Consider the following 24,549-nt stretch of genomic DNA (forward strand, 5'->3'; position numbering starts at 1 on the left):
ACTCCTATCTGGGCAGGCCCAGGATGCGTTCGGCGGTGATGTTGCGCTGGATCTCCGAGGTTCCGCCGTAGATGGTCTCCGCGCGCGAGGACAGGAACAGTTTCTGGATGACGCTGACCTCATCGAGGTGATCGCCGTTGTCGCACAAGGCTGCCGGGCCGACGATATCCATCGCCAGCTCCCCCATCCGCTGGTGATGAGTGGAGGCGAACAGCTTTGTCGTGGCGGCTGCGGCGGCGGTGGCCGCGCCGGGATCGGGGGCGTCGATGTTCAGCAGGTCGGCCACCACCCGCAGGTTGGTGGCCCGCATCAGCCGGATTCCGATGTAGGCGTCCACCAGTCGGCGGCGGATCTGCGGATCATCGGCCGTGCCATTGCGTTTGGCCAGGCCGATGATGCCGTCGAGTTCGCGTTGCATCGACAGCTGCATCGGCATCAGGGCGCTGCCGCGTTCCATGCCGAGCGTGGTCATCACCACCGACCAGCCGCCGCCCACCGCACCGACGACCATGTCCTCGGGGGTCTGCGCATCGCTGAAGAAGCATTCGCTGAATTCGGTGGAACGGTTGATGTTCTCGATGGGCCGGATGTCGACGCCGGGTTGATCGGCGTCGATCAGCAGCATCGTCAATCCCTTGTGCCGCAACGACAGATCGGGATTCGTGCGGCACAGCACGTACAGCCAGTCGGCGTGATGGCCGAAGGTGGTCCAGATCTTCTGCCCGTCCACATGCCACACCCCGCCGTCCAGACGGGCCTTGGTGCGGACGTCGGCGAGGTCGGAACCGGCGCCGGGCTCGCTGAACCCCTGGCCCCACATCTGTTCCACCGCAAGGATCTTCGGCAGGAACCGGGCGCACTGCTCCTCGGTGCCACACGCCAGCAGGGTCGGCCCGAGCAGTTCGAGGGCCTGGGTATTGACGCGGGCGGGTGCGGCGGCACGGGCGTATTCGTATTCGAAGACGATCTCCTCGGCCAGCCCGAGCCCCCTGCCACCGAAGCGCTGCGGCCACGTCACGCCCAGCCAGCCGCCGGCCGACAGTTCGCGTTCCCACGCCACCCGCACGTCCCAGGCGGTGTCGTCGGTGGGGCTGCCCACGCCGCGGTGCGCGGCGAACTCGCCGACGAGATGTTCGTCGAGCCAGGTGCGGATCTCCTCGCGGAACTCACCCACACCCGGCGCGAGATCAAAGTCCATGACCGAACACCTTGCGCGCGTTGGCTCCCAGATAGCCCTCCCGGGCGGCGCCGGTCAACGGAACCGCCCGGCCCTCGACGACGGCCCGTTCGATCGGCAGGATCGGATAGTCCGACGCCCACATCAGTTTCCCGGGATTGCGGCGTTCGGCGAACCGCAGGATCTCCTCGGGAATGTATTTGGGTGCCCAGCCGGCGGTCATCGCGAACACGTTGGGATGTTTGATGAGCATCGCGACGGTTTCGGAGATCCACGGATCACCGAGATGGCTCATCACCAGTTTGAGCTCCGGAAAGGCCAGTGCCACTTCGTCGATGAGGATGGTGCGTTGCAGTTTGGCCGGTTTCATCGGACCGGGCACACCCACGTTGATCGACACCACCGCGCCCTCGTCGCAGGCCGCGGTGTACAGCGGATAGGCAAGTTTGTCGTCGATGGCGATGCCGGTGAACATCGGGATGATGCGGATGCAGGTGATGCCGTACTCGCGCACCGCGATCCGCACGTGCTTGGCCGCCTCGTAACCCAGGCGCGGGTCGATGCCGACGGAGGTGAGGAAGCGTCCCGGATGGTCGGCGGCGATCTTCGCCAGACGTTCACAGGTATCGCGCAGCACCTGCTCACCGGATTTGGTGCCGTGCACATAGGGCGGGGTTATGTCGCGGGGCACCTTGGTGAGCACCCCCGCCTCCACGCCGAGGCGATCCATCTCGGCGACCACGTCGGCGATCGTCTCGCCGCCCTCGTAGGCGCTGTTGCCGCGTTTGAAACGGGCCACGACCGACGGGTCGGGGGTGACCTCGCCGGGCAGATACGGCAGGTTGATCCAGGCGTCGAAAACGGCCGGTTCCGCTGCTGTGGTCATTGAAGATACTCCCTTGAGGTTGTTCAGCGTCCGCGGTACTGCGGTTGACGTTTGTCCTTCATCGCGGCGAGCGCCTCGGCGGCGTCCTCGGTGGCCGAGGCCACCGCGAAGTGCGAGGAGGCGAGTTCGAGCGCGGTACGCAGATCGGCGTCGACCGACTGGTAGGTGAGCCGCTTGATCATCCGGACGGTGACCGGTGCGTGCTGGGCGATCGACCGGGCGAACTGTTCGGTGGCCCCGGCGAACTCGGCCGGCTCGGCGATCCGGTTGACCAGACCGATGCGGTGCGCCTCAGCCGCGTCGACGGAATCCCCCGTGAGCAGCAACTCGAGCGCCTTGGCGGTACCGACGATCCGGGGCAGGTAATAGGCACCGCCGTCACCGGGGGTCAGGCCCACCTTTACATAGCCTTCGAGCACCCGGGCCGAGGTCGACATGATCCGCAGGTCGCACATGAGCGCCATGTCCAGGCCCGCCCCCACCGCGACGCCGTTGATGGCGGCGATGATCGGTTTGTCGAGGTCGGCGACGGCACGGGCCACCCGGTGCACCTCGTCGTGCAGTTGCGATTTGCGTTCGAGCGGGGTGAGGTCGGGGTTAGCGTTGGAGATCGAGCCCAGGTCGACGCCCGAGCAGAACGCCTTGTCGCCGGCGCCGGTCAGCACGACGACCTTGACGGCGTCGTCGTCCCTGGCCTCGCGCAACATCCGTTCCCATTCGCGCAGCATCGGGAAGGTGAAGGCGTTGCGTACCTGCGGCCGGTTCAGGGTGATCGTCCCGATCCCGTCGGACAGTGTCCAGGTGATGTCCTGCACGGACCAGACCTCCGATGCTTCCGCTCGAACCCCCGTGGCCGGATCCACCGCCCGCCCTCTGGGTTAATTCGCTAATTGATTGTACTATACGAGCCATGGACCTTTCAGTCGATGGCGTGGCCGGACTGCCCTTGTCGGCGGCCGACACCGCCTTTCGTGACGAGGTGCGCACCTGGCTCGCCGAACACCTCGTGGGCGAGTTCGCCGGACAGGCCGATCGCGGCGGACCCGACGACGATGACAACTGGGAGCTGCGCCGCGCGTGGGAACGCGAACTGGGCGCCGGCAACTGGCTAGGCCTGTCGTGGCCGGTGGAGTTGGGCGGCCGGGGCGCGACCATGACGCAGGAGATCATCTTCGCGATGGAATATGCCCGCGCGGGCGCTCCGCCACGGGCGGCGTTCCACGGCGAGACCCTGATGGCGCCCACCGCACTGCACTACGGCACCGACGAACAGAAGCAGCGCCTGCTGCCGCCGATGGCGCGTGGTGAAGTCGTGTGGTGTCAGGGCTATTCCGAACCGGGAGCGGGATCGGATCTGGCGAATGTGGCCACCCGGGCGTACCGCGAGGGCGACGACTGGGTGATCAACGGGCAGAAGATCTGGACCACCTTCGCCCACCACGCCGACTGGATCTTCGCGATCGTCCGCACCGAGCCGGGCAGTGTGAAACACGCCGGCCTGTCGTACATGCTCATCCCGCTCGACCAGCCCGGTGTCACGGTGCGGCCCATCCGGACCATGCTCGGCGACAGCGGCTTCAACGAGGTGTTCTTCGACGACGCCCGCACGAGCGCCGACAACGTACTGGGCGCGACGGGTGAGGGCTGGCGGGCCGCGATGACCACCCTCGGCCACGAACGCGCCACCTCTGTGCTGAACTACCAGTTCTCATTCGTCCGCGAAATGGACCATCTCACAGCATTGGCCCGGCGCCGGGCGCCGCTGGAGGATCCGGATATCCGGCACCGGATCATCCACTCCTACATCGGTTTACAGATCATGGCGTACAACAACCTACGCACCCTGTCGGCCGCGCTGCGCGATGGCGAGTTCGGGCCGGAGGCGTCGATCGGCAAGTATTACTGGTCGCGCTGGCATCAGGACTTCACCGAGATCGCGATGGACGTGATGGGCACCGACGCCCTGCTGGGCACCGAGTGGTCTTCGGAAACAGGCGCCCCGCAACGAGGTTCCACCGACGAGGCGACCACGCTGCGGCGGGCGTTCGTGCGGGGCCGTGCTGAAACCATCTACGCCGGGGCCAGTGAGATCCAGAAGAACATCATCGCCGAACGGGTGCTGAAACTGCCGAAGGAGGCCCGCAGGTGACCGCCCCCGGTGCACTGGCCGGCATCCGGATTCTCGACCTGAGCCGAATCCTGGCCGCCCCCTTCGCAACCCAGCTGCTCGGCGATCTGGGTGCCGACGTCATCAAGGTGGAACGCCCCGGAGTCGGCGACGACGCCCGCGACTACGGCCCACCGTTTCTGGGCGACCCCGACAACCGCGATTCCGGCTTCTACCTGAGCACCAACCGCAACAAGCGATCCATCACCGTCGACCATTCGACACCCGAAGGGGCCCGGCTGATCCGGGATCTGGCTGCGAAATCGGATGTGCTGGTGGAGAACTTCCGCACCGGTGTGCTGGCCAAGTACGGTCTCGACCACGACAGTCTGCGTGAGATCAATCCGCGGCTGGTGTACTGCTCGGTCACCGGTTTCGGCCAGGACGGGCCGTACGCCGATCGCGCCGGATACGACGGCGTGTTCCAGGCGATGTGCGGGTTGATGAGCGTATCGGGGATACCCGACGGCGAACCCGGCGCGGGACCGATGAAGGTGGGTGTGTCGATGGTCGACATCCTCACCGGCTTGTACACTGCCACAGCCATTCTCGCTGCCCTGCGGCACCGGGATGCCACCGGCGAGGGCCAGCACATCGACATGTCGTTGCTCGACTGCGGGCTGGCCTCGCTCTCGCACTACGTGCAGAACTATCTGGTGTCCGGGGAGCCCGCACCGCGGCGCGGCAACGGCGGCTTCGGCGGCATCCCGTCGCAGGCGTTCACCTGCGCCGACGGCGAGGACATCTTCGTGGTCGCCAGCACGCCGCGGCAGTTCGCGGGTCTGGCCGGGGCGCTCGGCAGGCCCGAACTCACCGATGACCCGCGGTTCGCCACGGTGTCGGCGCGTATAGCCAACCGCGACCACGTGCTCGAGGTGCTCTCGGCGATCTTCGCCACGGAACCACGCGAAGTCTGGGTACGCAGGCTCGAGGATGCGGACGTGCCGTGCAGCCCGGTCAACTCGATGCCGCAGGTGTTCGCCAATCCGCAGATCGTCCACCGGGAGATGCTGCGGCACACCGATACCGGCGCAGTTCGTGATTCAGCTGTTCCGGTGCTGCGCAATCCGATCCGGTTGTCGCAGACGCCGATTCATGGCTACCGCCGCCCGCCCCGACTCGGCGCCGACACCGACGACGTACTCGCCGACGTACTCGGCGCCACCACCTCCGACATCGACAAACTCCGCGCCGCCGGCGCTATCTGAACCCGCACATTCTGAGACTCACATACCAGCGCAACCGACCGAAAGGCGTTCGATGCCCATCACTCTCACCGGCCTCCCCCGCACCGGCTCATTCCGGCACGCCGCGATCGCCAGTGCCCGCCGGTTCGAACCCGAGCAGGTTCTGGCGCCCGGAGCAACGCTGCACGGGCTGAGCGTCGAGGCCGGCTACATCTGGGGCACACTACGTGACGACGACGGCGGCCTGTACACGATCATGCGTCGCATCCCACCCGCCCGCGACGAGCACAAGCCGGACGAAATCCTCTCCCTCGGTGGCAAACTCATCCTCACCTACAGCGACGGCAGCCCCGACTCGCAGCTCATGCTGCGCCGTGAACCGCGCTACGCCATCGACAGTAATAGCCTCACCCGTACCGCCGGGCCCGATTCGGTCGAGTTCACCGCCGGACCGAACGAGCACGGCCGCAGCACCCGGCTCGCCCTGACCACCGACTCCTTCCACTACATCGAAACCGACGTCATCGAGGCGACGGGAACGCTCGCCACACCGCCGCTGCAATGGTTCCTGCCCGGCCCCGACTCGTCGCTGCTGTATCTGACCCAGACGTGGTTCGTCGAGGGCAACATCGCCGGTAAACCGGTGCGCGGCTTCCTGTTCTGGGAGGAGGCCTGGATGCCCGAGGGCGGGCGGCTCTACATCGACAAGGATCCGCTGCACGATGCCGAGTACCTGTCGTGGTATTCGTGGGCCAATCACTACGCCGACGGTTCCTGCGAGGTGGGCCACTATCTGTTCGGCAACGGCGACTTCCATGTCGCGGTGCGCGCGAGCAGCGACGGAACCGTCACCGTGGGCAAGAGCATGGACCTGACCGTGCACCGCAACGCCGACGGCTACTGGCACGAGCGCATCGACTACGTCATCGACGGCGAACGCTGGGTGTGCGAGGCCGACCCGCACGGCCGGATGGCCGGCCTGGGCAAGATCCCCAATCCGCAACAGGAGGGCCGGATGCACCGCGCCGACGACGATCGGGTGCCCGACGTGTGGATGGCCTGGGGCGAAACAGTTCCCGCGGCCGGCGATCGGCGCAGCTGGTAGCCACACCGGCAACCACCACAAGTCCGAACCACAATAACAGCGGCACAACACTATTCACCACGAAGTGCCGAACCGATAACTGCCACACAACACATGGAGGATTGTCATGGCACTGATCGAGAACTCGGTGGGAACCCTCCCCTACCTGATGACCGACTTCGACCAGCACTGCTACGAGGCCACCGACGCGTTCACCCGCTTCATGCCGGCCAACAAACTGCACACCGCGGTGCGGCCGGTGAAGGTACCCGGCTACGACCGGAAAGTGCTGCTGGCCAACGACAAGATCGTGACCGCACTCGAAAACGACCTCGACCAGGCGTACGTTCCGGGGTCGCTGGTGGAGATGCTCAAGCAGCGGGCATCGGGCGACAACTCCGACTCCGACCGGTTCTACGAGCCGATCCAGGAGGAATACCTCAACAAGGACAAGCGTCTGGTTCAGCTCAAGGAACAGCAGATCGAGAAGGCGATCATGTATCCGGGCGGCTGGGCGCTGCTCGCCGAGGCCTACCTCGACGGCATCGACCCGCTGTACGACAACCTGCGCGCATTCAACCGGTGGATCGACGAGGACTGGGGATTCTCCTACCACGACACCATCTACGCGCCCGCGCTGCTGTCGCTGCGTGACCTCGACCGGTCCGTCGAAGAATTGGAGAAAGTGCTCGACGCCGGTGCCCGCTTCCTGCTGCTGCCCGCCGGCCCGGCGTACGGACGCTCACCCGGCGATCCGTACTTCGATCCGTTCTGGGCCCGTGTCAACGAGGCCAAAGCTGTGGTCTGCTACCACATCTCCGAGTTCTACTACCAGTCGAATGTGGCCGCGGACTGGGGCTGGGGCCTCGTGCCGCCGTTCCAGTTCTCGGCGTGGCAGTGGCAGAACAGCTACGGCGAACGGCCCGTCACCGACACTCTGTCGGCGCTCATCTTCGACAATCTCTTCGGCCGTTTCCCCAACATCAAGGTGTTGGTGAGCGAATTCGGCGCCGAATGGATTCCGCATTTCATCCGGCACATGGACAAGAGCCGCGGCATGGCCCGCAACGGTCGCTGGCTCGGCGGGCAGCTCACCGAACGGCCGAGTACGGTGTTCAAGAAGCACATCCGGGTGGTGCCCTACCCGGAGGACGACACCATCGGCATGGTCGAGAAGCTCGGCACCACCGAATGCCTGCTCATGGGTTCGGACTGGCCACACGCCGAAGGACTGCGCGAACCCGCAGACTTCTACACCCGCGTCGAAGGACTAGGTGAGGAGAATCGGCGACTGTTCTTGCGCGAGAACGGCATCAACCTGATCGCCGGGACCTGACGGGCATGCTCGGACTGGTCCCCGAGGTGGCGCCGCTGCCACCCGAAACAGGCGAACTGCGCGCCGCGGTACGCGAATTCATCGTCACCGACCGCGCCACCCACGGATGGCAGCCGCGGGTCGACTCGTGGATCTCGTCGTGGGATCCCGGATTCAGCCGGCGTCTCGGAGAACGGGGCTGGCTGGGGATGACCCTGCCCGCCGAATACGGCGGACCCGGCCGCAGCTACCTCGACCGGTTCGTGGTCACCGAGGAACTGCTCGCACACGGCGCACCCGTCGCCGCGCACTGGGTGGCCGACCGGCAGGTGGCGCCCGCCCTGCTCGCACACGGCACCTCCGCCCAGCGTGCGAAGTACCTTCCCCGGATCGCCTCCGGTGAGTGCTATTTCGCTATCGGGATGAGCGAACCCGAATCCGGGTCGGATCTGGCGTCGGTACGTACGCGAGGGGTGCGTACCGACGGTGGGTGGGAGGTCACCGGCACCAAGGTGTGGACCTCCGGCGCGCACCACAGCGAGGCGTTCTTCGTCCTCGCCCGCACTGCCGATCTCGACCCGGCCCACCGGCACGACGGGCTGAGCCAGTTCCTGATCCCGTTCGATTCGCCCGGCATCGACATCCGGCCGATCCGGTTGCTCACCGGTCAGCACCATTTCAACGAGGTGGTGCTGGACAAGGTGTTCGTGCCCGACGACATGGTGGTCGGCGCCGTCGGCAACGGCTGGCAGCAAGTGGGTGCCGAGTTGTCATTCGAACGCAGTGGGCCAGAACGTATCCTGTCGCCGCAACCGCTTCTCGACGCGGTCGGCGCGCGGTTGCGGCTGCGCGGTGCCGACGATGACGAGCTGCGAACCCTCGGTGGGCTTCTCGCCGACCTCACCACGTTGCGCCATCTGTCGGCATCCGTGGCCCGGGCACTGTCGGACAAGCAGCCCGCCGACCTGAGTGCCGCCGTCGTCAAGGAGATCGGTACCGGTTTCGAACAACGTGCCGTCACCGCCTGCGCGGAGCTGGTACCCGAGGTGCCCGCCGACCCGGAGTCGCCCGTCGAGTTGTCCCGTCTGCTGGCCGAAGGTCTGCTGCACGCACCGGGATTCACCCTGCGCGGCGGCACCAATGAGATTCTGCGCGGCGTTATCGCGCGGGGATTGGGGTTGCGTTGACCGCCACCGCCACCGAACTCGCCGGCCTGCGTGAGCTGGCCGACGATATGTTCGGTTCCATCACCGAACCGCACCTGCACAGTCAGCAGACCGCGTTGCCGTACAGCGCCGAGTCGTGGCGACTGCTGGGTGAATCGGGGTTGTCGCTGCTGACGGCACCTGAGACGTCCGGCGGTAGCGGTGCCGGAATCACCGAGGCCGCAATCGTTCTCGACCGGTCCGGGTATCACGCGCTGCCCGCACCGCTCGCCGAGACCGACCTGCTGGCGGCGTGGCTGCTCGTCGCCGCGGGTGCCGACGTACCCGACGGGCCGCTGACCGCCGCTTCGACCATGCTGTCACCTGATGCGGACCTGGTTGTCCTGGAACATGTTCCGTGGGCACAGGTCGCGTCGGTTGTCGTCGTCACCGGGCCGGGGTTCGTCGGGGTCGCCGACCTGGCCGAGTGCTCGGTCACGCCGGTCGGTGATCTGGCCGGCGAGTACCGGGGCAATGTCACGGTTCCGGCCGCGGCGCTACGGACCCTGCCCACCGCCGACCTGCGGCCCGAGTTCCGGATCAGGGGTGCGTGGGCACGGTCGGCGCAGATCTGCGGCGCCGCCGAACGGGCCCTCGACCTGGCGACCGTCCACGTCGGTGAACGTCACCAATTCGGCCGTCCCATCGGCAAGTTCCAGGCCGTGCAGGAGTTGATCGCCCGGTCGGCCGGGCATCTGGTGGCCGCCAAGGCCGCCGCCTCGCATGCCGCTGCTGTCGTCGACGAACACGGGTTCGGGGGTCCCGAGGCGCAGGTCGCCGTGGCGGTGGCCAAGATCCACGCCGGCCGGGCCGCGGTGGCCGTCTCTCGCGACGTACATCAGGCACATGGCGCGATCGGCTTCACCCTCGACCACCAGCTGCGTCACTTCACTACCCGCGTGCTCGCCTGGAACCGCGACTTCGACGGCCCCTCGGTGTGGGAGCGGGAACTGGCGTCGGTGTTCCTGGCCTCGGGTGTGTCGGTGTGGGAGTTCGCGACCACTCACTGACACCGTCGGCTCACCGGGTTTCGGGGCTCCTCGCCTGGCGGTTGAGGTGTGAGGAGAGCCGGTGACGAGCCTCGAAACCTCGCAACCAAAGAACATTCAGATAGGGAGAACCACTATGCGCCGCAAGATCTTTGAACCTGAACACGATGATTTCCGGGCCACCGCACGTTCATTCTTTCTCACCGAATGCGTGCCGCATTCGGACGAGTGGGAGGAACGGGGGTATGTCGACCGCGACGTCTGGCTCAAAGCCGGGGAACTGGGGCTGATCGGCTGGGAGATGCCGGAGGAGTTCGGCGGCGCCGATATCCAGGATTTCCGGTTCAACGCCATCCTCAACGAGGAGTATCACGCCACCGGCGCCGTCGGCATCGGGCTCGGGGTACAGAACGACATCCTGTCCGGTTACTTCCGTGACCTCACCACCGAGGAACAGAAGAAGCGCTGGCTGCCGAAATACGTGTCCGGCGAGTACATCACCGCCATCGCCATGTCCGAGCCGGGTGCCGGATCGGATCTGGCGAATGTGAAGACCTCGGCGCGCCGCGACGGCGACCACTACGTCATCAACGGCGCCAAGACGTTCATCTCCAACGGGCTGCTCGCCGACTTGGTCGTCGTCGCCTGCCGTACCGACCCGAACGCCGACAAACCCCACAAGGGCATCAGCCTCATCGTCGTCGAGACCGGGATGGAAGGATTCACGCGAGGACGCAAGCTCGACAAGATCGGGCAGAAGTCGGCGGACACCGCGGAACTGTTCTTCGACAATGTGCGGGTGCCGGTGGAGAATCTGCTCGGAGAGGAGAACCGCGGCTTCTACCAGTTGATGCGCAATCTGCCGGCCGAACGGCTGGGCATCGCCATTCACGCCGTCGCCCAGGCACGGCGCGCCGTCGATCTGGCCACCTCGTATGCGCACGAGCGCAAGGCTTTCGGGCAGGAGATCGGCAAGTTCCAGGTCAATCGGCACGCGCTGGCGCAGATGCGGGTGGAGGTGGACGTGATGCAGACCTACGTCGACCAATGCATCCTCGACGTCAACAGCGGCGAACTGACCGCCGAGGAGGCAGCCGGCGCCAAATGGTGGGCGACGGAAACGCAGTGGAAGATCGTCGACCGCTGCCTGCAACTGCACGGCGGCTACGGCTACATGAACGAGTACGAGATCGCCCGCCTGTGGCGTGACGCCCGTGTCCAGCGCATCTACGGCGGCACCAACGAGATCATGCTCGACCTCATCGGCCGCAAACTCGGCTTCTGAGGGTTCACCGCCACAAGCGTTGGGAGCCTGGCGTCACCGGACCCTTCGAGACCCTCGCTCCTTCGTCGCAACGGCCTCAGGGATCAAGATATGGGGTCGCCACCACAGCACCTCGTGGCTGCGTGAGAGCCCAAAGCCACCGGACCCTTCGAGACCCTCGCTCCTGCGTCGCATCAGCCTCAGGGATCAAGAAGGCTGGTCGCGCACCTGTAAGTCATGCCCCACAACGGAATCACGATGTGTGGCCGCGACCCGGCATCTTGATCCCTGAGGCTGATGCGACGAAGGAGCGAGGGTCACGAAGGGTCCGGTGAGATGCACGCCTGAGGCAACCCGCTCAGACCAGCAGGTGTTTGCGGAGTTTGCCGGTGGGGGTGCGGGGCAGGGTGTCGACGAAACGGTAGTCGCGGGGGATCTTGAAGCCTGCCAGGGTTTTCCGGGCGAACTCCGTGAGCGACTCGGCCGATGGCGATGCGCCGGGGCGTGGGGCGACGTGCGCGACGACCCGCTGACCCATCTCCTCGTCGGGGGCGCCGACGACCGCGACGTCGTCGACGTCGGGGTGCAGGATCAAAGCGTCCTCGATCTCGCGGGGGTAGATGTTGACACCGCCGGAGATGATGAGGTTGGTGCGGCGGTCGGCGAGGAACAGGTAGCCATCCTCGTCGAGCCAGCCCATATCACCGACTGTCGATCGGCCGGCGTCGTCGTAGGCCTGCGCGGTCTTCTCCGGATTGCCGTGGTAGGTGAAAGGCGATCCGCCACTGAACCATACGGTGCCGACCTCCCCCGGCCCGAGCGGCTGATGGTCGTCGTCGAGAATATGCGGGGTGCCCATGATCGGCTTGCCCACCGACCCCGGTTTGGTCAGCCAGTCGGCGGAGAAGATGCTGGTGGCGCCGACACCTTCGGTAGCCGAATAGAATTCGAACAGGATCGGTCCCCACCAGTCGATCATCGCGTGTTTCACGGCCACCGGGCACGGGGCGGCGGCATGTACGGCGACGCGGTGACTGCGCAAGTCGTGCCGATCACGAACGGCGGCATCGAGTTTGAGCATCCGAACGAACATCGTCGGCACCCACTGACTGTGCGTGACCCGGTGCCGCTCGATGAGTTCGAGCGCGGTGGCGGCGTCGAAATGTTCCATCACGACGACGGTCCCGCCGTGCCGCAACGCTCCCATCGACCAGCCCAGCGGCGCTGCGTGATACAGCGGCGCCGGGCACAGGTACACATCGCCGGCACCGAATCCGAGCAGTCCGGCCAGCCATTTGCCCGGGATATCGGGGTAGGTGCCGAATGCGCCACCGCCCAGGGCTCTTTCGATTCCCTTGGGCCGCCCGGTGGTACCCGACGAGTACAGCAGGAAGTCACCCTCGGCCTGGTCGGCGATCGGTTCGGCCGGGTAGTCGGCGAGATCCAGTGTCCGCCACAGCGAGTCGTCGACCGGATCCACCGAGTACGCGGGCACCGCGGGTTCGCCGATCGCACTGCGGCTTTGGGCCGACGACACCACCAGGGCCGCACCGGAATCGGCGATGATGTAGCCGGCTTCGGCGGGGGTGAGATGGGTGTTGACCACCACGTAGTACAACCCGGCCCGCTGCGCACCGAATGCCAGCACCAGCAGGTCGATCCGGTTCTCCATCGCGATCGCCACTGTGCGGCCGGTGGCCAGACCGGCCGATCGGAAGAACTGGGCGGCCCGGTTGGACCGGGCCTCCAGTTCCCCGAAAGTGATGGAATCACCGGATGGTTCGATGATGATCGCGGTCCGGCCGGCCCAATCGGGTTCGAACACCGTCGTCCGCGGCACCGTGTCGGTACTCACCGGATCAGGATGGAGACCGCGCCGGTACCCGGCGACCCGTACAGGTGGGTGTAGCCGACACGAGGCGGCACAGCGATCTGCCGGTTTCCGGCCTGCCCACGCATCTGCAGCACCACCTCGTGGATCTGCCGCAGTCCCGACGCCCCGATCGGCTCGCCGTTGGCGATGAGACCACCGTCGGTGTTCACCGGCAACGAACCGCCGATCTCGGTGTGCCCGTCCGCGATCAGTTTCTCCTGATCACCGTCGGCGCAGAATCCGTTCTCCGCCATGTGGATGACCTCGGAGCCTGCGTCGGTGTCCTGCAACTGCGCCACCCCCACATCCGATGGCGATACCCCGGCCAGCTCGTACGCCGCGAGCGATGCGGCGACGGTAGGGCTCGGTGCCCCGGTGGCAGGCAGCGACGGGCACTGCACCTCGAACGCCCCGTCGGTGCGGGTACGCAGCAACGACGCCGCAAGCCGGATAGGTTGGCTCTGGTATTCGCGGGCCTTGTCGGCGCGGCACAGCACCACCGCCGCCGCCCCTTCGTCGGGGGCGCAGTACATGAATCGGGTCAGCGGATAGTTCAGGTACGGCGCGGCGAGGATATCTTCCTCGCTCATCGGGGTCCGCCGCCACGCGCGTTCATTGAGTTCGCCGTTGCGGAAATTCTTGGCCGCCACCCGCGCCAAGGTCATCGGGGTGATGCCGTATTGGTGCATGTACCGGTTGATCTTCATACCGAAGAAATGGGTCGTCAGAAACATCCCGGTTTCGGCGTACCAGGCGGGCAGACCCAGCACCGACGGATCAGCCGAGAACGCACCGCGGGGATGCTTGTCGAAACCGACGGCGACCGCGATGTCGGCCTCACCGTGTTCAATCGCCCTGGCCGCCATCGACAGTGAGGTGTTGGCGGTGGCACAGCCGTTGAACACCCCGTACACGGGGATGCCGGTGAGCCCGATCTTGGCGACCACCGAATCCGGGTTGGACACCTCCAGGCTGCCTGCGAAACAGGTCTGCACATCGGACCAGGAGATGCCCGCGTCGGTGAGTGCGGCGCGTAGCGCATCGGCACCCATGTCGAGGGCGGACTTTCCGGGGAACCGGCCGAACGGGTGCATCCCGACGCCGATGACGGACACTTCGGTCATGGTTCAGTCCTCGTTTCCGGGTGCCGGAGTGAAGGCGAATGTCTCGCCGCCGGCGAAGGGGATGGTGATCACGCGCATCGGTCCGCCGATGGGCAGTTCGGCCGGGTCACACGTGGTGAGCCGGCCCTCCACCAGGATTCCTTCGGGAAACTCCACGTATCCGACTCCGTACGAACGGAATTCACCGTCGGTGATAGCCGGTGCGGGCGGTACGAACTCCTGGCTGGTCCAGGTGTACAACGTGCCCGAGGTGCTCAGTTCCACCGTCTCCTGACCAGGTTCGGCCGGGAACACCAGGAACTCCGATCGTGACGACCGGGACGCGATCAGGTGCACACCGTCGTCGCCGACCCGGAACAGACCGTCAGGTGCGGTGAAAGTTGCTGTGTCCGTTGAACTCATGCCCCGAAAAGCTCCTCGAACGCGCCGCGCAGCACCCGGTCGCGGATGCGGTCGTCGACGCCGTCGAAGATGGTGTGCAGCGTCTGCTGGGTGTGTCCGTAGGTGCCTTCGAGGTGCGGGTAGTCATCGCCCCACAGCACGTTGTCGTAGTGGGTGTCCTCGATGACCTGCACGGCGCTGATGTCGTGCTGGAAGGAGGCGAACACCTGCTGACGGATGATCTCGCTGGGCAGCCGGGAGAGCCTGGGCCGCACGAACATTCCGTGCTGGCGGTAGGCCTCGTCCATGCGGTCACCGATCGCCGGCACCCACGCGGCACCACCCTCGGCGATGAGCACCTTGAGGTCGGGGTGCCGGTCGAGTGCGCCGCCGGCCACCATGTGCGAGACGACGCGCATACCCGGGTAGGTGGTCTCCATGTAGTTGACCACCGCGCCGCCGGGGCCGCGGTAGACGACATTGGCCGATCCGGTGCCGATGTGGAAGGTCAGCGGCAGACCCAGTCGCTCGGCCGCGGTCCACAGCGGCTCCCAGATGTCCAGGCCCCAGGCCCGATCGTCGGGGATGCCGCACGGGAAATACAGTGCTTTGAAACCCATTTCGGCGGCACGCTCGGCCTCGGCGACGGCATTGTCGACGTCCATCAGCGGGATGATGGCAGGCGCGAAGATGCGGTCCTGCTTACCCATGATGTCTTCCATCGCCCAGTCGTTCCAGGCGCGGGCGACGGCGTTCTCCAGTTCGGGGTCGCGGATGTTGCACACCCAGAACCCCATCGACGGGAAGGCGAGCTGATTGCGCACACCTTCCTGGTCGAGGTCGCGCAGGCGGATGGTGAGGTCCTTGAAACCCGGCGGGCGCATCGCGTCCATGAAGTCGTTGAGCTGCCGGTCGATCTGCGTGCCGTCGATGTAGACGATCTCGTACTTCTCGCCGCGCTCGGAGCGGGGCGCCCGGTCCGCGAGGGCCTTGGGCAGGCGCGCGGTCCACAGGTCCTCGGGTTCCATCAGGTGCGAGTCGCCCGAGTGGGCCCAGATCTTTTCGTCGCCGGCCTGTTCGGACGGGGCGGACATCGCTTGCGTCATGGATTTCTCCTCTGTCGGGATTTCGGTTCATGTCGTGGATTCCGGACATACATCCGGTGTCCGGGGCTGTGCGGGACATGAGCGGCGGATATGGAAGAAAGGTGACCCTGTCGGCCACATACTTTACACTGTAACGTAAAGATGTGGCCGTGAGTAGCCCCCACCCGGCCCCGATACCGTTTCCAGGAGCTTCCATGACACAGACCACCGACACCGCCGGCCTCACCCCCGAGCAGCGCGCCGAATACCTGGCCCTGCTGACCCCCGAGAACCTGTCGGCGCTGATGCGGTCCACCTGGACGTGGGACGACCGCGCCCTGCGCCGCACCCTCAGCGACCTGATCGTCGACCTGAGCGCGGTGGCCGAACTGCGCCGCGGCGATGTGGTCTGCACCGACGCCGTCATCCACGCCGCCGAGAGCCGGGTGCTGGCCGCGACCGGCGAGTTCATCGCCGAGGTCCTCGGCCCGCGACTGCTCATCGACACCGGCAATCCGTTCCGCGCCGCGATGCTGACGCTGACCACCGCGACGGCCGCGCTCACCGCAGACGCCGAACGCGCCCTCGACGTCGTCGCGCAGGACGTGACCGGGCGGGTCATCGAACGGACCGAGGAACTGGCCGCGATCCTGCCCGAGGATCGCTGGCCCGACAAGGCGTTCACCGGCTCGGCCATCCATCTGGCGCGGGTCGCGTACTCGGCCGGGTACACCCTGTCGCCGACGCCGTACTTCGGCGCGGCCGGCCTTGGCGCGCAAGCATTCTGGATTGCCGGCTCGCCCACCGACGACACCGTCGACGTGCATACCTGCACCCTCGCCGCCGCCGAGAAGACCGGTTCCTGGGATCCCGCGCTGGTCAAGACCCGCGCCACCCCGGTCGGCGACGGGTGGGAGATCACCGGCGAGAAATGGTACGTACCAGGCGCATCCGATGCCGCGACGCTGCTGGTGATCGCCCGCACGATCGGTGGGCCGTCGCTGTACGCGGTCGAAAGGTCGGCGCCCGGGGTCACCGTCGAACCGCTCGACGGCCTGGACGAGGCACATCAGTTGTCCCGCATTACCTTCGAGGCCGCCCCAGGTCGGCTCATCGGGCGTGACGGCGCGGGCGGGCGGATCATGAACCGCACCGTCGACAAGGCCGGGACCGTGCTGGCCGGTGAGCAGATGGGTCTGGTCGACAGGGCCCTGGGCGACTATTCGCAGGTGCCGCCGTCGTGCGACGACGACGCCGCCTGGCGCCGCTACACACGGCTGATCGCCGGACTCGAAGTGGCCCGCTGCACCGCCACGGCACTCTGGTACCGGGCGGTGACGCTACAGGGCGACGACGACCTCGATGCCGCGTCGGTGGCCGCGGCGATCGCCCATATCGGCTGCTCACGGGCGGTGCGCAGGGTTGCCTTGCTGTTGGGATCGGCGGCTTCGGGCATCGACGGAGAGGTCGTGGCAGGGCTGCGCAACCGGGCCCGGACCACCGACCTGCTCCTCGGCGGACCGGCGTTGGCGCACGAGCGGATGCTGGAGCGTCTTGGCATCTGAGGCGACTACACTGCCCGCTGTGCCCGCTGAACCAGTCGGAAAGAAGAGCAGGGGGCGTCCGGCGACGCTGACCGAGGATCAGATCGTCGACGCCGCACTGCGGGTCATCCGGTCCGACGGGCTCGACGCGCTGTCGATGCGGCGGCTGTCGAAGGAGTTGGGGCGGTCGCAGATGGCAGCGTACTCGTACGTCGCCGACAAGCAGGAACTACTCGACCTGGTGGCCCGGAAAACGCTCGCGGACGTGGCGATTCCGACGGCGGACAGCGGGCCCTGGGAGATGCGGCTGCGCAAGCTGATCGACGGTATCGACACCCATCTGCGGCGGCATCCCGGGATCGCCGGACTATTGCTGCAGCGGATGCTGCAGACCGACCGGCGGTTGGTCGATGCGTTCATGGAGATCATGGAGTCCGCCGGACTGTCCGAGCGTCAGGTTCTGTTGGCGTACTCGATGATTCACACGTACCTGTTCGGGCGATACCAGGTGACGCTGGTGTCGCGGCCGGCCGACGACGGGGAGTTGCCCGAGACCCTGGCCCGGATGGTCCGTCACCTCGACGACCTGCATGGCGCCGACTACTACAACTTCGGCATAGAAACCCTCATCGACGGACTGCGGGTCCGAGTGGCGGAGAACAACTCCCGCTGAGTGCGGCTCCTCGGTGGCGTCAGGTGGCGAAAGGTCACCGGACCCTTCGCGACCCTCGCTCCTTCGTCGCAACGGCCTCAGGGATCAAGATGATTGGTCACGAACAATCAGCCCCACCGATCACGATGACGGTCACGAACAATCAGCCCCAGCGATCACGATGACGGTCACGAACAATCAACCCCAGCGATCACGATGACGGTCACGAACAATCAACCCCAGCAACCAAGATGACGGTCACGAACAATCAGCCCCAGCAATCAAGATGATTAGTCACGAACAATCAGCCTCAGGAATCAAGGTGGTCTGTCGCGACCAGGCTTCTTGATCCCTGAGGCTGAAGCGACGGAGGAGCGAGGGTCACGAAGGGTCAGGTGACGCCAGGCTCTCACGCAGGGGCGGCCCCGATGCGGACGAGGGTGGTGTTCTCATCCTGGTGGGTGAGGGTGCCCGACAGGCCGGTGGGGATGGCGGGGACGGGGTCGTGGCGGGCGTGGGTGCCGGCGACCGACAGGGAGCCGTCGTCGGCGGCGGTGACCTGCCATTCGGCGGCATTGACCTGGAGGTCGTGAGGGGCCGAGGGGACGGCCAGACCCAGTGCGGGACCGAGCAATTCGAGTCCGATGGACGGGATGCCGGCATTGGTGAGGGTGGCGTGCGGGCCACTGCGGGCCCATAGCAGACGCACCTTGGCGAATTCGGCCCGTAGGTCGTCGACCTGGGACGAAATGGCGCCGAGGGTCTCCTCGCCGAGACCGATGACGACGGTGACCGGGAAGCTGCGCAGGATCGACAGGAACCGGTTGACGTCCCAACCGTAGGTCTCAGTGGGCGTGTAGGTGGCCCCGATGCGACGCAGCGCGTGCACGATCGGACTCATCTGCGGCGCTTCGTGATTGGGGGTCGTGACGAGCACATGGTCGTCACCGGTCACCCCGGCCGCCACCAGTTGGGCGTGCGCCCAGTCGGTGTCGCGGGCGAAGTCGTCCCAGCCGATCTCGTAGTCGATGTAGTCGTCGCCGGCGCGGGCGACGCCGATGCCGTAGAGGGGTGAGCGCGGCAGCCGGGCGGCGGCCTCGAGCATTGTCTGACGTGTCATTCCTTCACCGTCCTGGGGAACTTGGCGACGCTGGAGCTGTACTGCAGGATGTCTTCGGTGGTCATCATGGCGGCGTCGACACCGACGCCGAGACCGGCTTCGAGGGCGGCCACGACCCGGCTTTCCACGTCGCCGACGTCGGTGGTGCGTTCGGGTGCGTAGCCGATCCGCAGCCGCAACCGCGTCATCGGACCCGACGAACGGATGATCTGGAACATGCCGTCGCTGAGCTCGGGTTCGGCTTCGACGATGCGCCACACATCGTTGACGAGGATGGCCTTGCCGTCGATCATCGTCTCGTCGCCCTGACGGCCCAGGACCCACATGCGGGTGTGGGTGCGGCCCACCGGATCCGGTTCGCGGCTCACGCGCACCAGGTCACCCGAGCGGAAGCGGATGTAGGGGGCGGCCCGGTTGTCGAGGTCGGTGGCGATCAGTTCGCCGATCTCGCCCTCGGGGGTGGGGGCGTCGGTGACCGGATCCACCACCTCGGGGAACATGGTGTCCTCCCACAGCTGGTAGCCGTCGAATCCCGGCCCCTCCCAAGCGGTGCCGGTGTCACCGGCACTGGTGTAGGTGACCACCTTGACGCCCCACTCCTCGGTGACCTTGCGCCGCAGGGCCTCGCCCATCGGCATGCCCGCGTAGGAGAAGAACTTGACCGACGAGAAGTAGTCGCGCAGGTCGTATTTGTCTTCGAGCCTCTCGAACTCCATGATCGCCGGCAGGTGCGTCTGCAGGTAGGCGACCTTGTGCTTCTTGATGGCGCGCAGCAGACCTTCGCCCTGGCCGAGCCAGCTGTCGGCGAACACCGGGGTGCAACCGAGCGCCTGGTAGAAGTCGTCCCAGTAGTTGCGGAAGCTGCCGACCGGCACCAGCACGCGGTCGCCGGGCCGCAGTCCGTGCCCGTACAGATCGCGCGTGGACGCGGCGGGCAGCGGCGGGGCCTGCGTCCAGATCTCCGGCAGCGGCTCTGGTGCCGAGGTCGTTCCGGAAGTGGTTGTCAGCGAGGTCAATTCCGTCGCGGGCACGCACAGCAGGCCGCCGTAGGGGTCGCCGGTGCGCTCGCGGTAGGCGATGATGTCGGCCTTGCTGAGGGCGGGGATCTTGGTGGTGAAGTCCTCGATCGAGGTGATGTCGTCGGGCGTGACACCGGCGGCGGTCCACAGCTCGCGGTAGAGCGGTGAGTTGTCCCAGGCATAGCGGACCAGGTCGAGCACCGCGGCCTCCTGGCCGGCCTCGATCTTGTCGCGTGGGGCGCGTTCGATCTCCGGCTCCAGCAGTTCATGCGCTTCGGTATCTGGTACCGGGCTCGCGGCTTCGAGCCCACTCTGGATGGTCAATCTTCCTCCGGTTGTTGAGGTTTGACTGGTCATAGGGCCGGTCGTGGGACCTGTTCACGGGGCACCGCCCGGGCCGGGCGGCGGCCGTCTCGTCGTGACCTGGCGCACACTCTATCAGTAAACTGATTAAACTGTATAGAACCGGACAAAAACGACCCGTGGCGCCCACGCGTGTTAATTGTTAAGTTGTTTGTACTGATTGACTTCCTGAGAGGGTGTCCCCCACTGTGAGCCTGCGAGATGTGGCCATCGTCGGCGTGTACGCGACCGAACAAGGCCGGAGTCTTCCCCACCGCACATCGCTCGACTTGGCACAGGAGGCCGTCTTCGGCGCGATCGCCGACGCCGGCCTGCAACCGTCCGATGTCGACGGCGTGGCCGCCGACTGGCCCGGTCCCGGCGGCGAACCCGGTGAAGGCGCCTCGTGGGCGCGTGCCCTCGGCGGCCCCGTCAGCTGGGTCAGCGATTCACTGCTCGACACCTCCGGCGCGCGCGGCGTTCTCAAGGCGGCCTCGGCGATCGACGCCGGACTGTGCGATGTAGCCGTCGTCGGCGGCGGCATGGCCGGGATGTTCGGTCCCGGCGCGAGCGTCGGCCCCGGGATGGAACCGTGCGAATTCACCGACGTGTGGGGCGGATACGTGGTGCCGCTGTTCGCGCTCGTCGCCGCCGAACACATGCACCGATTCGGCACGACGCCCGAGCAACTGGCCGCGGTCGCAGCCACAATCCGCAACAACGGCAGCACCAATCCCGAGGCGGTGATGTTCGGCAAGGGTCCGTACACCGTCGAGGACATCCTGGCCTCGCCGATGCTGGCCAGCCCGCTGCACCGTCTGGACGTGTGCCTGACCGGCGAGGGAGGCGCCGCCGTCGTGCTGACCAGCCTGGAGCGGGCCCGCGACTTGCCGCACGTACCGGTCTCGATTCTCGGCGGCGCGATGGAGGCCGCCGGCGGAGCGTATGTGCTACCGCCGTCGTACAGCGAGGTGGGCCGGCTCGGGGAACGGGCCGCGGGCCGCGCCTTCCGACTGGCCGGGATCGCCCCCACCGACGTCGACGTGCTGAGCCTGTACGACCCCAACTCGTTCGAGATCATCCGGCAGTTGGAGGTTCTCGGCTACTGCGCCGAAGGCGAGGGTGGTCAGTACGTGGCCGACCACTCCATCGGACTCGACGGGCCGCACCCGGTCAACCCCGACGGCGGCTGCCTGTCGTACGCGTGGAACGGCACCCAGCAGATGACGCTCAAGGTGATCGAATGCGTCCGCCAGCTCCGCGGCACCGCCGTCCACCAGGTCGCCGACCCACAGATCACGCTGGCCGCCAATGCCGGATCGGCCGCCGGCCACTACGAGATCGCCGTCCTCGGAAAGGGCTGAGCCATGCGCAGACTCGACGCACGACCGACCGTACTGTCCCAGGAGTTCTGGGACTCCGCCCGCGAACACCGGCTGATGGTGCCCCGCTGCAATACCACCGGAACATACTTCTTTCCGCCCGAACGATGCGTTCCCGGAACGACTTCCACCGACTGGTCGTACGCACCGAGCAGTGGTCTGGGCACCGTCGTCACGTTCACCGTGGTGCACCGGCCGCCGTCGGCCGACTTTGACAACCCGTACCTGCTGGCCGTCGTCGCCGTCGACGAGGGCTGGAACTACCTGACCAACATCGTCGGCTGCGACCCGGCCGACGTCCACATCGGCATGCGCGTGCAGGTGAACTTCATCGACATCGAGAACGCAACCCTGCCCGCCTTCACCCCCACCAGCAAAACGGAGCCCTCATCGTGACCAGCACCCACCTCACCCTGTCCGGCATCTGCACCGAGAACAGTCGCCGATATCCCGGCGGCACGGCCGTCGTCGACGGCGAGATCCGGTTCAGCTGGCCACAATTCGAGTCCCGAGTAAATCAGGTGGCGCACGTCCTCGCCGATTCCGGTGTGGGGCGCGGCGATCGGATCCTGTGGCTGGCGCAGTCGTCGTACCGCTTCCTGGAGCTGATGATCGCCGCCAGCCGGGTGGGCGCGATGATCTGCCCGGTCAACTGGCGCCAGTCCGGCGACGAAATGGCGTTCGTCATCGACGATCTCGCGCCCGCACTGACCGTGTGGCAGGACGAGGAGATCGGCACCGCCGTGGCCGCCGCCCGGGAACAGGCGAGTTCGGCCGGCACCTGGATCCAGCTCGACACCGACGCCGCCGACGGCTACGACGCGCTGGTGGCCGTAGCGTCGACAGAGGCTGTGCCGGAACAGGGTTCGGCCGACGACGCGCTGCTGGTGATCTACACGGCGGCCATCATCGACAAGCCCGGCGGGTCGATGCTCAGCAATCACAACCTCATCTCGATGGCGATCGCCACCTCGGCGGCCACCGATATCGACGAGACGTGCGTGTTCCTCAATTCCGGGCCGCTGTTCCACATCGGGAACTTCCAGTTCGATTCGCTGCCGGTGTTCATCCACGGCGGCACCAACGTGTACCTGCGCCGCGTCGAAGCGCCCGAGGTGCTGCGCATCCTGGCCGCGGAGAAGGTCACCTCGGCGTTCCTGATGCCGCCGACCATCATGGAGATCAGGGCGATCAACGCCGATGGCGCCCATGACCTTTCGTCGCTGCGAGCCGGCGCGTTCGGCCCGGTGTGGGGCGACGCGCTGCCCGCCGACACCTCCGCGTGGGCGCAACGGCCGGGCGGATTCGGGCAGACCGAGGTCACCGGACTCGCGCTGCTCAAGGCGTTCGGTCCCACCGGCATCGGCAACGGGGGGCGGCCGTCGCCGTTCACCCAGGTCAAGATCGTCGATACCGACGGCGTGGAGGTGGCCGACGGCGAGATCGGCGAGATCGCGCTGCGTGGTGACACCGTGCACCAGGGCTACTGGAACCGGCCGGCGGTCAATGAGGCCCGATTCCTCGACGGCGGGTGGTGGCGCACCACCGATGCCGGTCGCCGGGAAGCCGACGGGACCGTCGCATTCCTGGGCACCATGACGCGGATGATCAAGTCGGCGGCCGAGAACATCTACCCGCCGGAGGTCGAGGGCGCCCTGACCAGCCATCCGGCGGTCAAGGCCGCAGCGATCATCGGGGTTCCCGATCCCGCGTTCGTGCAGTCGGTGAAGGCGATCGTCGTGCTCGAGGACGGCGGATCAGTATCGGAGGACGAGCTGCGCGACTACTGCAAGGAACGCATCGCCTCGTACAAGAAGCCGCGCTTCGTCGAGTTCGTCGACGCGCTTCCGACGGTGGGCGGGCAGACCGACTACGACGCCCTCGACGCCGCGTTCGGCGGTGGTGGATACCCTGGGAAGGCTGACATCACCAAGGTAGGAGCGCACTAGAGCCATGGAAGCACTGCCCAAGAACATGCCCAACTGGTGGGACAAGCCCGCGCCCGTCACGGTGCCCGAGGGCTACGCCGAATTCGTTGAACAGTTCCGGGTTCTGCAGGACGTGCTCACCGCCGCCGCACCCGACGCCGAGCAGACCCGCACCGCGGCGGGGCTGGTCGCCCAGCTCATCGACGTGCTGGCACCTGCCGAGACCGACGAATGGTCGCAGTTGTCGGGCAGGCTCAATGCGCCCGGGCGTGGGCAGACGCTCGTGCCCGTGGTGCATGTCGAATCCGAGACCGAGACTCAGTCACGGGGCACCGTCCGATTCGGCCGGCACTACCTCGGCGGAAACAACGCCGCACACGGCGGCGCCATCCCGCTGCTGTTCGACGACGCGCTCGGCCGGTTCGCCAACTCGCACGGGCGGCCCATCGCCCGCACCGCATATCTGCACGTCGACTACCGCAGCGTCACCCCCGTCGACACCGACCTGGACGTGATCGTGCGGTTCGACCGCGAGGAGGGCCGCAAACGGTACCTCACCGGCGAGATCCGGCACGGCGAGCGTCTGTGCGCCGAGGCACACGGGCTGTTCGTGGTCTTGCGGCCGGGTTCGGCGTAAGCCAGGCCGTCATCTCACCGGACCCAACGCGGCCCTCGCTCGTTCCTCGCAACGGCCTCAGGGATCAAGAAGGGGCCACCGCTTTACAACACCCCAAAACCGTTGCCACACAAGTCAGGCCGTCACCTCACCCGACCCTTCGTGACCCTCGCTCCTACGTCGCAACGGCCTCAGGGATCAAGATGGGA

22 protein-coding genes are annotated in these 24,549 nt (G+C 66.7%); 13 read left to right on the top strand and 9 right to left on the bottom strand.

Going from position 1 to position 24,549, the window contains the following annotated elements:
* Window positions 1-4: 4 nt before the first annotated feature.
* The 3 genes from Q0627_RS15145 to Q0627_RS15155 are packed head-to-tail and all read right to left on the bottom strand — an operon-like array spanning window position 5 to window position 2,878.
* Window positions 5-1,198, bottom strand: a complete 1,194-nt coding sequence (locus Q0627_RS15145; protein WP_291020685.1) for an acyl-CoA dehydrogenase family protein — start codon at window positions 1,196-1,198, stop codon at window positions 5-7.
* Window positions 1,188-2,063 carry an amidohydrolase family protein gene (locus Q0627_RS15150; RefSeq protein ID WP_291020683.1) on the bottom strand — a complete coding sequence of 292 codons (876 nt, stop codon included), beginning with the start codon at window positions 2,061-2,063 and terminating at the stop codon, window positions 1,188-1,190. The genes Q0627_RS15145 and Q0627_RS15150 overlap by 11 nt, the downstream gene beginning before the upstream one ends.
* A 23-nt stretch (window positions 2,064-2,086) precedes the next feature.
* Window positions 2,087-2,878 (bottom strand): enoyl-CoA hydratase/isomerase family protein, encoded by a 792-nt coding sequence (locus Q0627_RS15155; RefSeq protein ID WP_291020681.1) that lies wholly within the window; start codon window positions 2,876-2,878, stop codon window positions 2,087-2,089.
* A 95-nt stretch (window positions 2,879-2,973) separates the two neighbouring features.
* On the opposite strand from Q0627_RS15155, the gene Q0627_RS15160 reads away from it, so the two are divergent.
* The 7 genes from Q0627_RS15160 to Q0627_RS15190 all read left to right on the top strand — a co-directional run bounded on the left by Q0627_RS15160 (window position 2,974) and on the right by Q0627_RS15190 (window position 11,295).
* Window positions 2,974-4,212: an acyl-CoA dehydrogenase family protein gene (locus tag Q0627_RS15160; protein WP_291020679.1), complete on the top strand. Its 1,239-nt coding sequence runs from the start codon at window positions 2,974-2,976 to the stop codon at window positions 4,210-4,212.
* Entirely contained in the window at window positions 4,209-5,438 is a 1,230-nt protein-coding gene (locus tag Q0627_RS15165; protein WP_291020677.1) for a CaiB/BaiF CoA-transferase family protein, read from the top strand. Before Q0627_RS15160 ends, Q0627_RS15165 begins: the two co-directional genes overlap by 4 nt.
* Before the next feature lie 52 nt (window positions 5,439-5,490).
* Complete coding sequence (locus tag Q0627_RS15170; RefSeq protein WP_298811136.1) at window positions 5,491-6,522, top strand: hypothetical protein; 1,032 nt, start codon at window positions 5,491-5,493, stop codon at window positions 6,520-6,522.
* A gap of 106 nt (window positions 6,523-6,628) precedes the next feature.
* The gene (locus Q0627_RS15175; protein WP_291020673.1) at window positions 6,629-7,837 is read left to right on the top strand and encodes an amidohydrolase family protein; all 1,209 of its coding nucleotides are present in this window, start codon (window positions 6,629-6,631) and stop codon (window positions 7,835-7,837) included.
* Between the two features lie 5 nt (window positions 7,838-7,842).
* Window positions 7,843-9,003 (top strand): acyl-CoA dehydrogenase family protein, encoded by a 1,161-nt coding sequence (locus Q0627_RS15180; protein ID WP_298811138.1) that lies wholly within the window; start codon window positions 7,843-7,845, stop codon window positions 9,001-9,003.
* Entirely contained in the window at window positions 9,000-10,031 is a 1,032-nt protein-coding gene (locus tag Q0627_RS15185) for an acyl-CoA dehydrogenase family protein (RefSeq protein WP_298811141.1), read from the top strand. Before Q0627_RS15180 ends, Q0627_RS15185 begins: the two co-directional genes overlap by 4 nt.
* Before the next feature lie 115 nt (window positions 10,032-10,146).
* Window positions 10,147-11,295 (top strand): acyl-CoA dehydrogenase family protein, encoded by a 1,149-nt coding sequence (locus tag Q0627_RS15190; protein WP_298811142.1) that lies wholly within the window; start codon window positions 10,147-10,149, stop codon window positions 11,293-11,295.
* Window positions 11,296-11,632: 337 nt separating this feature from the next.
* Here Q0627_RS15190 and Q0627_RS15195 read toward each other — a convergent pair whose 3' ends face one another.
* Genes Q0627_RS15195 through Q0627_RS15210 form a run of 4 tightly spaced genes read right to left on the bottom strand, consistent with a single transcriptional unit; the run spans window position 11,633 to window position 15,758 of the window.
* Window positions 11,633-13,129 carry an AMP-binding protein gene (locus Q0627_RS15195; protein ID WP_298811145.1) on the bottom strand — a complete coding sequence of 499 codons (1,497 nt, stop codon included), beginning with the start codon at window positions 13,127-13,129 and terminating at the stop codon, window positions 11,633-11,635.
* Window positions 13,126-14,271, bottom strand: a complete 1,146-nt coding sequence (locus Q0627_RS15200; RefSeq protein ID WP_298811147.1) for a thiolase family protein — start codon at window positions 14,269-14,271, stop codon at window positions 13,126-13,128. The genes Q0627_RS15195 and Q0627_RS15200 overlap by 4 nt, the downstream gene beginning before the upstream one ends.
* Before the next feature lie 3 nt (window positions 14,272-14,274).
* Window positions 14,275-14,673, bottom strand: coding sequence for a Zn-ribbon domain-containing OB-fold protein (locus Q0627_RS15205; protein WP_291020661.1), 399 nt, complete (start codon window positions 14,671-14,673; stop codon window positions 14,275-14,277).
* Window positions 14,670-15,758, bottom strand: coding sequence for an amidohydrolase family protein (locus Q0627_RS15210; RefSeq protein WP_298811151.1), 1,089 nt, complete (start codon window positions 15,756-15,758; stop codon window positions 14,670-14,672). The genes Q0627_RS15205 and Q0627_RS15210 overlap by 4 nt, the downstream gene beginning before the upstream one ends.
* A 194-nt stretch (window positions 15,759-15,952) precedes the next feature.
* On the opposite strand from Q0627_RS15210, the gene Q0627_RS15215 reads away from it, so the two are divergent.
* The gene (locus Q0627_RS15215; RefSeq protein WP_291020657.1) at window positions 15,953-17,302 is read left to right on the top strand and encodes an acyl-CoA dehydrogenase family protein; all 1,350 of its coding nucleotides are present in this window, start codon (window positions 15,953-15,955) and stop codon (window positions 17,300-17,302) included.
* Between the two features lie 19 nt (window positions 17,303-17,321).
* Entirely contained in the window at window positions 17,322-17,954 is a 633-nt protein-coding gene (locus Q0627_RS15220; RefSeq protein WP_298811154.1) for a TetR family transcriptional regulator, read from the top strand.
* A 388-nt stretch (window positions 17,955-18,342) separates the two neighbouring features.
* Here the strand turns inward: Q0627_RS15220 and Q0627_RS15225 are convergent, their stop codons facing one another.
* Window positions 18,343-19,053, bottom strand: coding sequence for a hypothetical protein (locus tag Q0627_RS15225; protein ID WP_298811157.1), 711 nt, complete (start codon window positions 19,051-19,053; stop codon window positions 18,343-18,345).
* Window positions 19,050-20,396, bottom strand: coding sequence for a phenylacetate--CoA ligase family protein (locus Q0627_RS15230; protein ID WP_298811162.1), 1,347 nt, complete (start codon window positions 20,394-20,396; stop codon window positions 19,050-19,052). The genes Q0627_RS15225 and Q0627_RS15230 overlap by 4 nt, the downstream gene beginning before the upstream one ends.
* A 227-nt stretch (window positions 20,397-20,623) precedes the next feature.
* Between Q0627_RS15230 and Q0627_RS15235 the strand changes: the two genes are divergently transcribed.
* Genes Q0627_RS15235 through Q0627_RS15250 form a run of 4 tightly spaced genes read left to right on the top strand, consistent with a single transcriptional unit; the run spans window position 20,624 to window position 24,361 of the window.
* Window positions 20,624-21,778 (top strand): thiolase family protein, encoded by a 1,155-nt coding sequence (locus Q0627_RS15235; protein ID WP_298811165.1) that lies wholly within the window; start codon window positions 20,624-20,626, stop codon window positions 21,776-21,778.
* A gap of 3 nt (window positions 21,779-21,781) precedes the next feature.
* The gene (locus Q0627_RS15240) at window positions 21,782-22,192 is read left to right on the top strand and encodes a Zn-ribbon domain-containing OB-fold protein (RefSeq protein ID WP_291020647.1); all 411 of its coding nucleotides are present in this window, start codon (window positions 21,782-21,784) and stop codon (window positions 22,190-22,192) included.
* Window positions 22,189-23,745, top strand: a complete 1,557-nt coding sequence (locus tag Q0627_RS15245; protein WP_291020645.1) for an AMP-binding protein — start codon at window positions 22,189-22,191, stop codon at window positions 23,743-23,745. Before Q0627_RS15240 ends, Q0627_RS15245 begins: the two co-directional genes overlap by 4 nt.
* A gap of 4 nt (window positions 23,746-23,749) precedes the next feature.
* The gene (locus Q0627_RS15250) at window positions 23,750-24,361 is read left to right on the top strand and encodes a PaaI family thioesterase (RefSeq protein WP_298811169.1); all 612 of its coding nucleotides are present in this window, start codon (window positions 23,750-23,752) and stop codon (window positions 24,359-24,361) included.
* Window positions 24,362-24,549 lie beyond the last annotated feature (188 nt).

It is taken from the genome of uncultured Gordonia sp. (genome assembly GCF_937858515.1).
In the GTDB taxonomy this organism is placed as follows: domain Bacteria; phylum Actinomycetota; class Actinomycetes; order Mycobacteriales; family Mycobacteriaceae; genus Gordonia.

Bases quoted from the DNA above. Each gene is read 5' to 3' on its own strand.
- Q0627_RS15145 (WP_291020685.1), bottom strand. From the start codon at position 1,198: ATGGACTTTGATCTCGCGCCGGGTGTGGGTGAGTTCCGCGAGGAGATC.
- Q0627_RS15150 (WP_291020683.1), bottom strand. From the start codon at position 2,063: ATGACCACAGCAGCGGAACCGGCCGTTTTCGACGCCTGGATCAACCTG.
- Q0627_RS15160 (WP_291020679.1), top strand. From the start codon at position 2,974: ATGGACCTTTCAGTCGATGGCGTGGCCGGACTGCCCTTGTCGGCGGCC.
- Q0627_RS15170 (WP_298811136.1), top strand. From the start codon at position 5,491: ATGCCCATCACTCTCACCGGCCTCCCCCGCACCGGCTCATTCCGGCAC.
- Q0627_RS15175 (WP_291020673.1), top strand. From the start codon at position 6,629: ATGGCACTGATCGAGAACTCGGTGGGAACCCTCCCCTACCTGATGACC.
- Q0627_RS15180 (WP_298811138.1), top strand. From the start codon at position 7,843: ATGCTCGGACTGGTCCCCGAGGTGGCGCCGCTGCCACCCGAAACAGGC.
- Q0627_RS15190 (WP_298811142.1), top strand. From the start codon at position 10,147: ATGCGCCGCAAGATCTTTGAACCTGAACACGATGATTTCCGGGCCACC.
- Q0627_RS15200 (WP_298811147.1), bottom strand. From the start codon at position 14,271: ATGACCGAAGTGTCCGTCATCGGCGTCGGGATGCACCCGTTCGGCCGG.
- Q0627_RS15205 (WP_291020661.1), bottom strand. From the start codon at position 14,673: ATGAGTTCAACGGACACAGCAACTTTCACCGCACCTGACGGTCTGTTC.
- Q0627_RS15210 (WP_298811151.1), bottom strand. From the start codon at position 15,758: ATGACGCAAGCGATGTCCGCCCCGTCCGAACAGGCCGGCGACGAAAAG.
- Q0627_RS15215 (WP_291020657.1), top strand. From the start codon at position 15,953: ATGACACAGACCACCGACACCGCCGGCCTCACCCCCGAGCAGCGCGCC.
- Q0627_RS15225 (WP_298811157.1), bottom strand. From the start codon at position 19,053: ATGACACGTCAGACAATGCTCGAGGCCGCCGCCCGGCTGCCGCGCTCA.
- Q0627_RS15240 (WP_291020647.1), top strand. From the start codon at position 21,782: ATGCGCAGACTCGACGCACGACCGACCGTACTGTCCCAGGAGTTCTGG.
- Q0627_RS15250 (WP_298811169.1), top strand. From the start codon at position 23,750: ATGGAAGCACTGCCCAAGAACATGCCCAACTGGTGGGACAAGCCCGCG.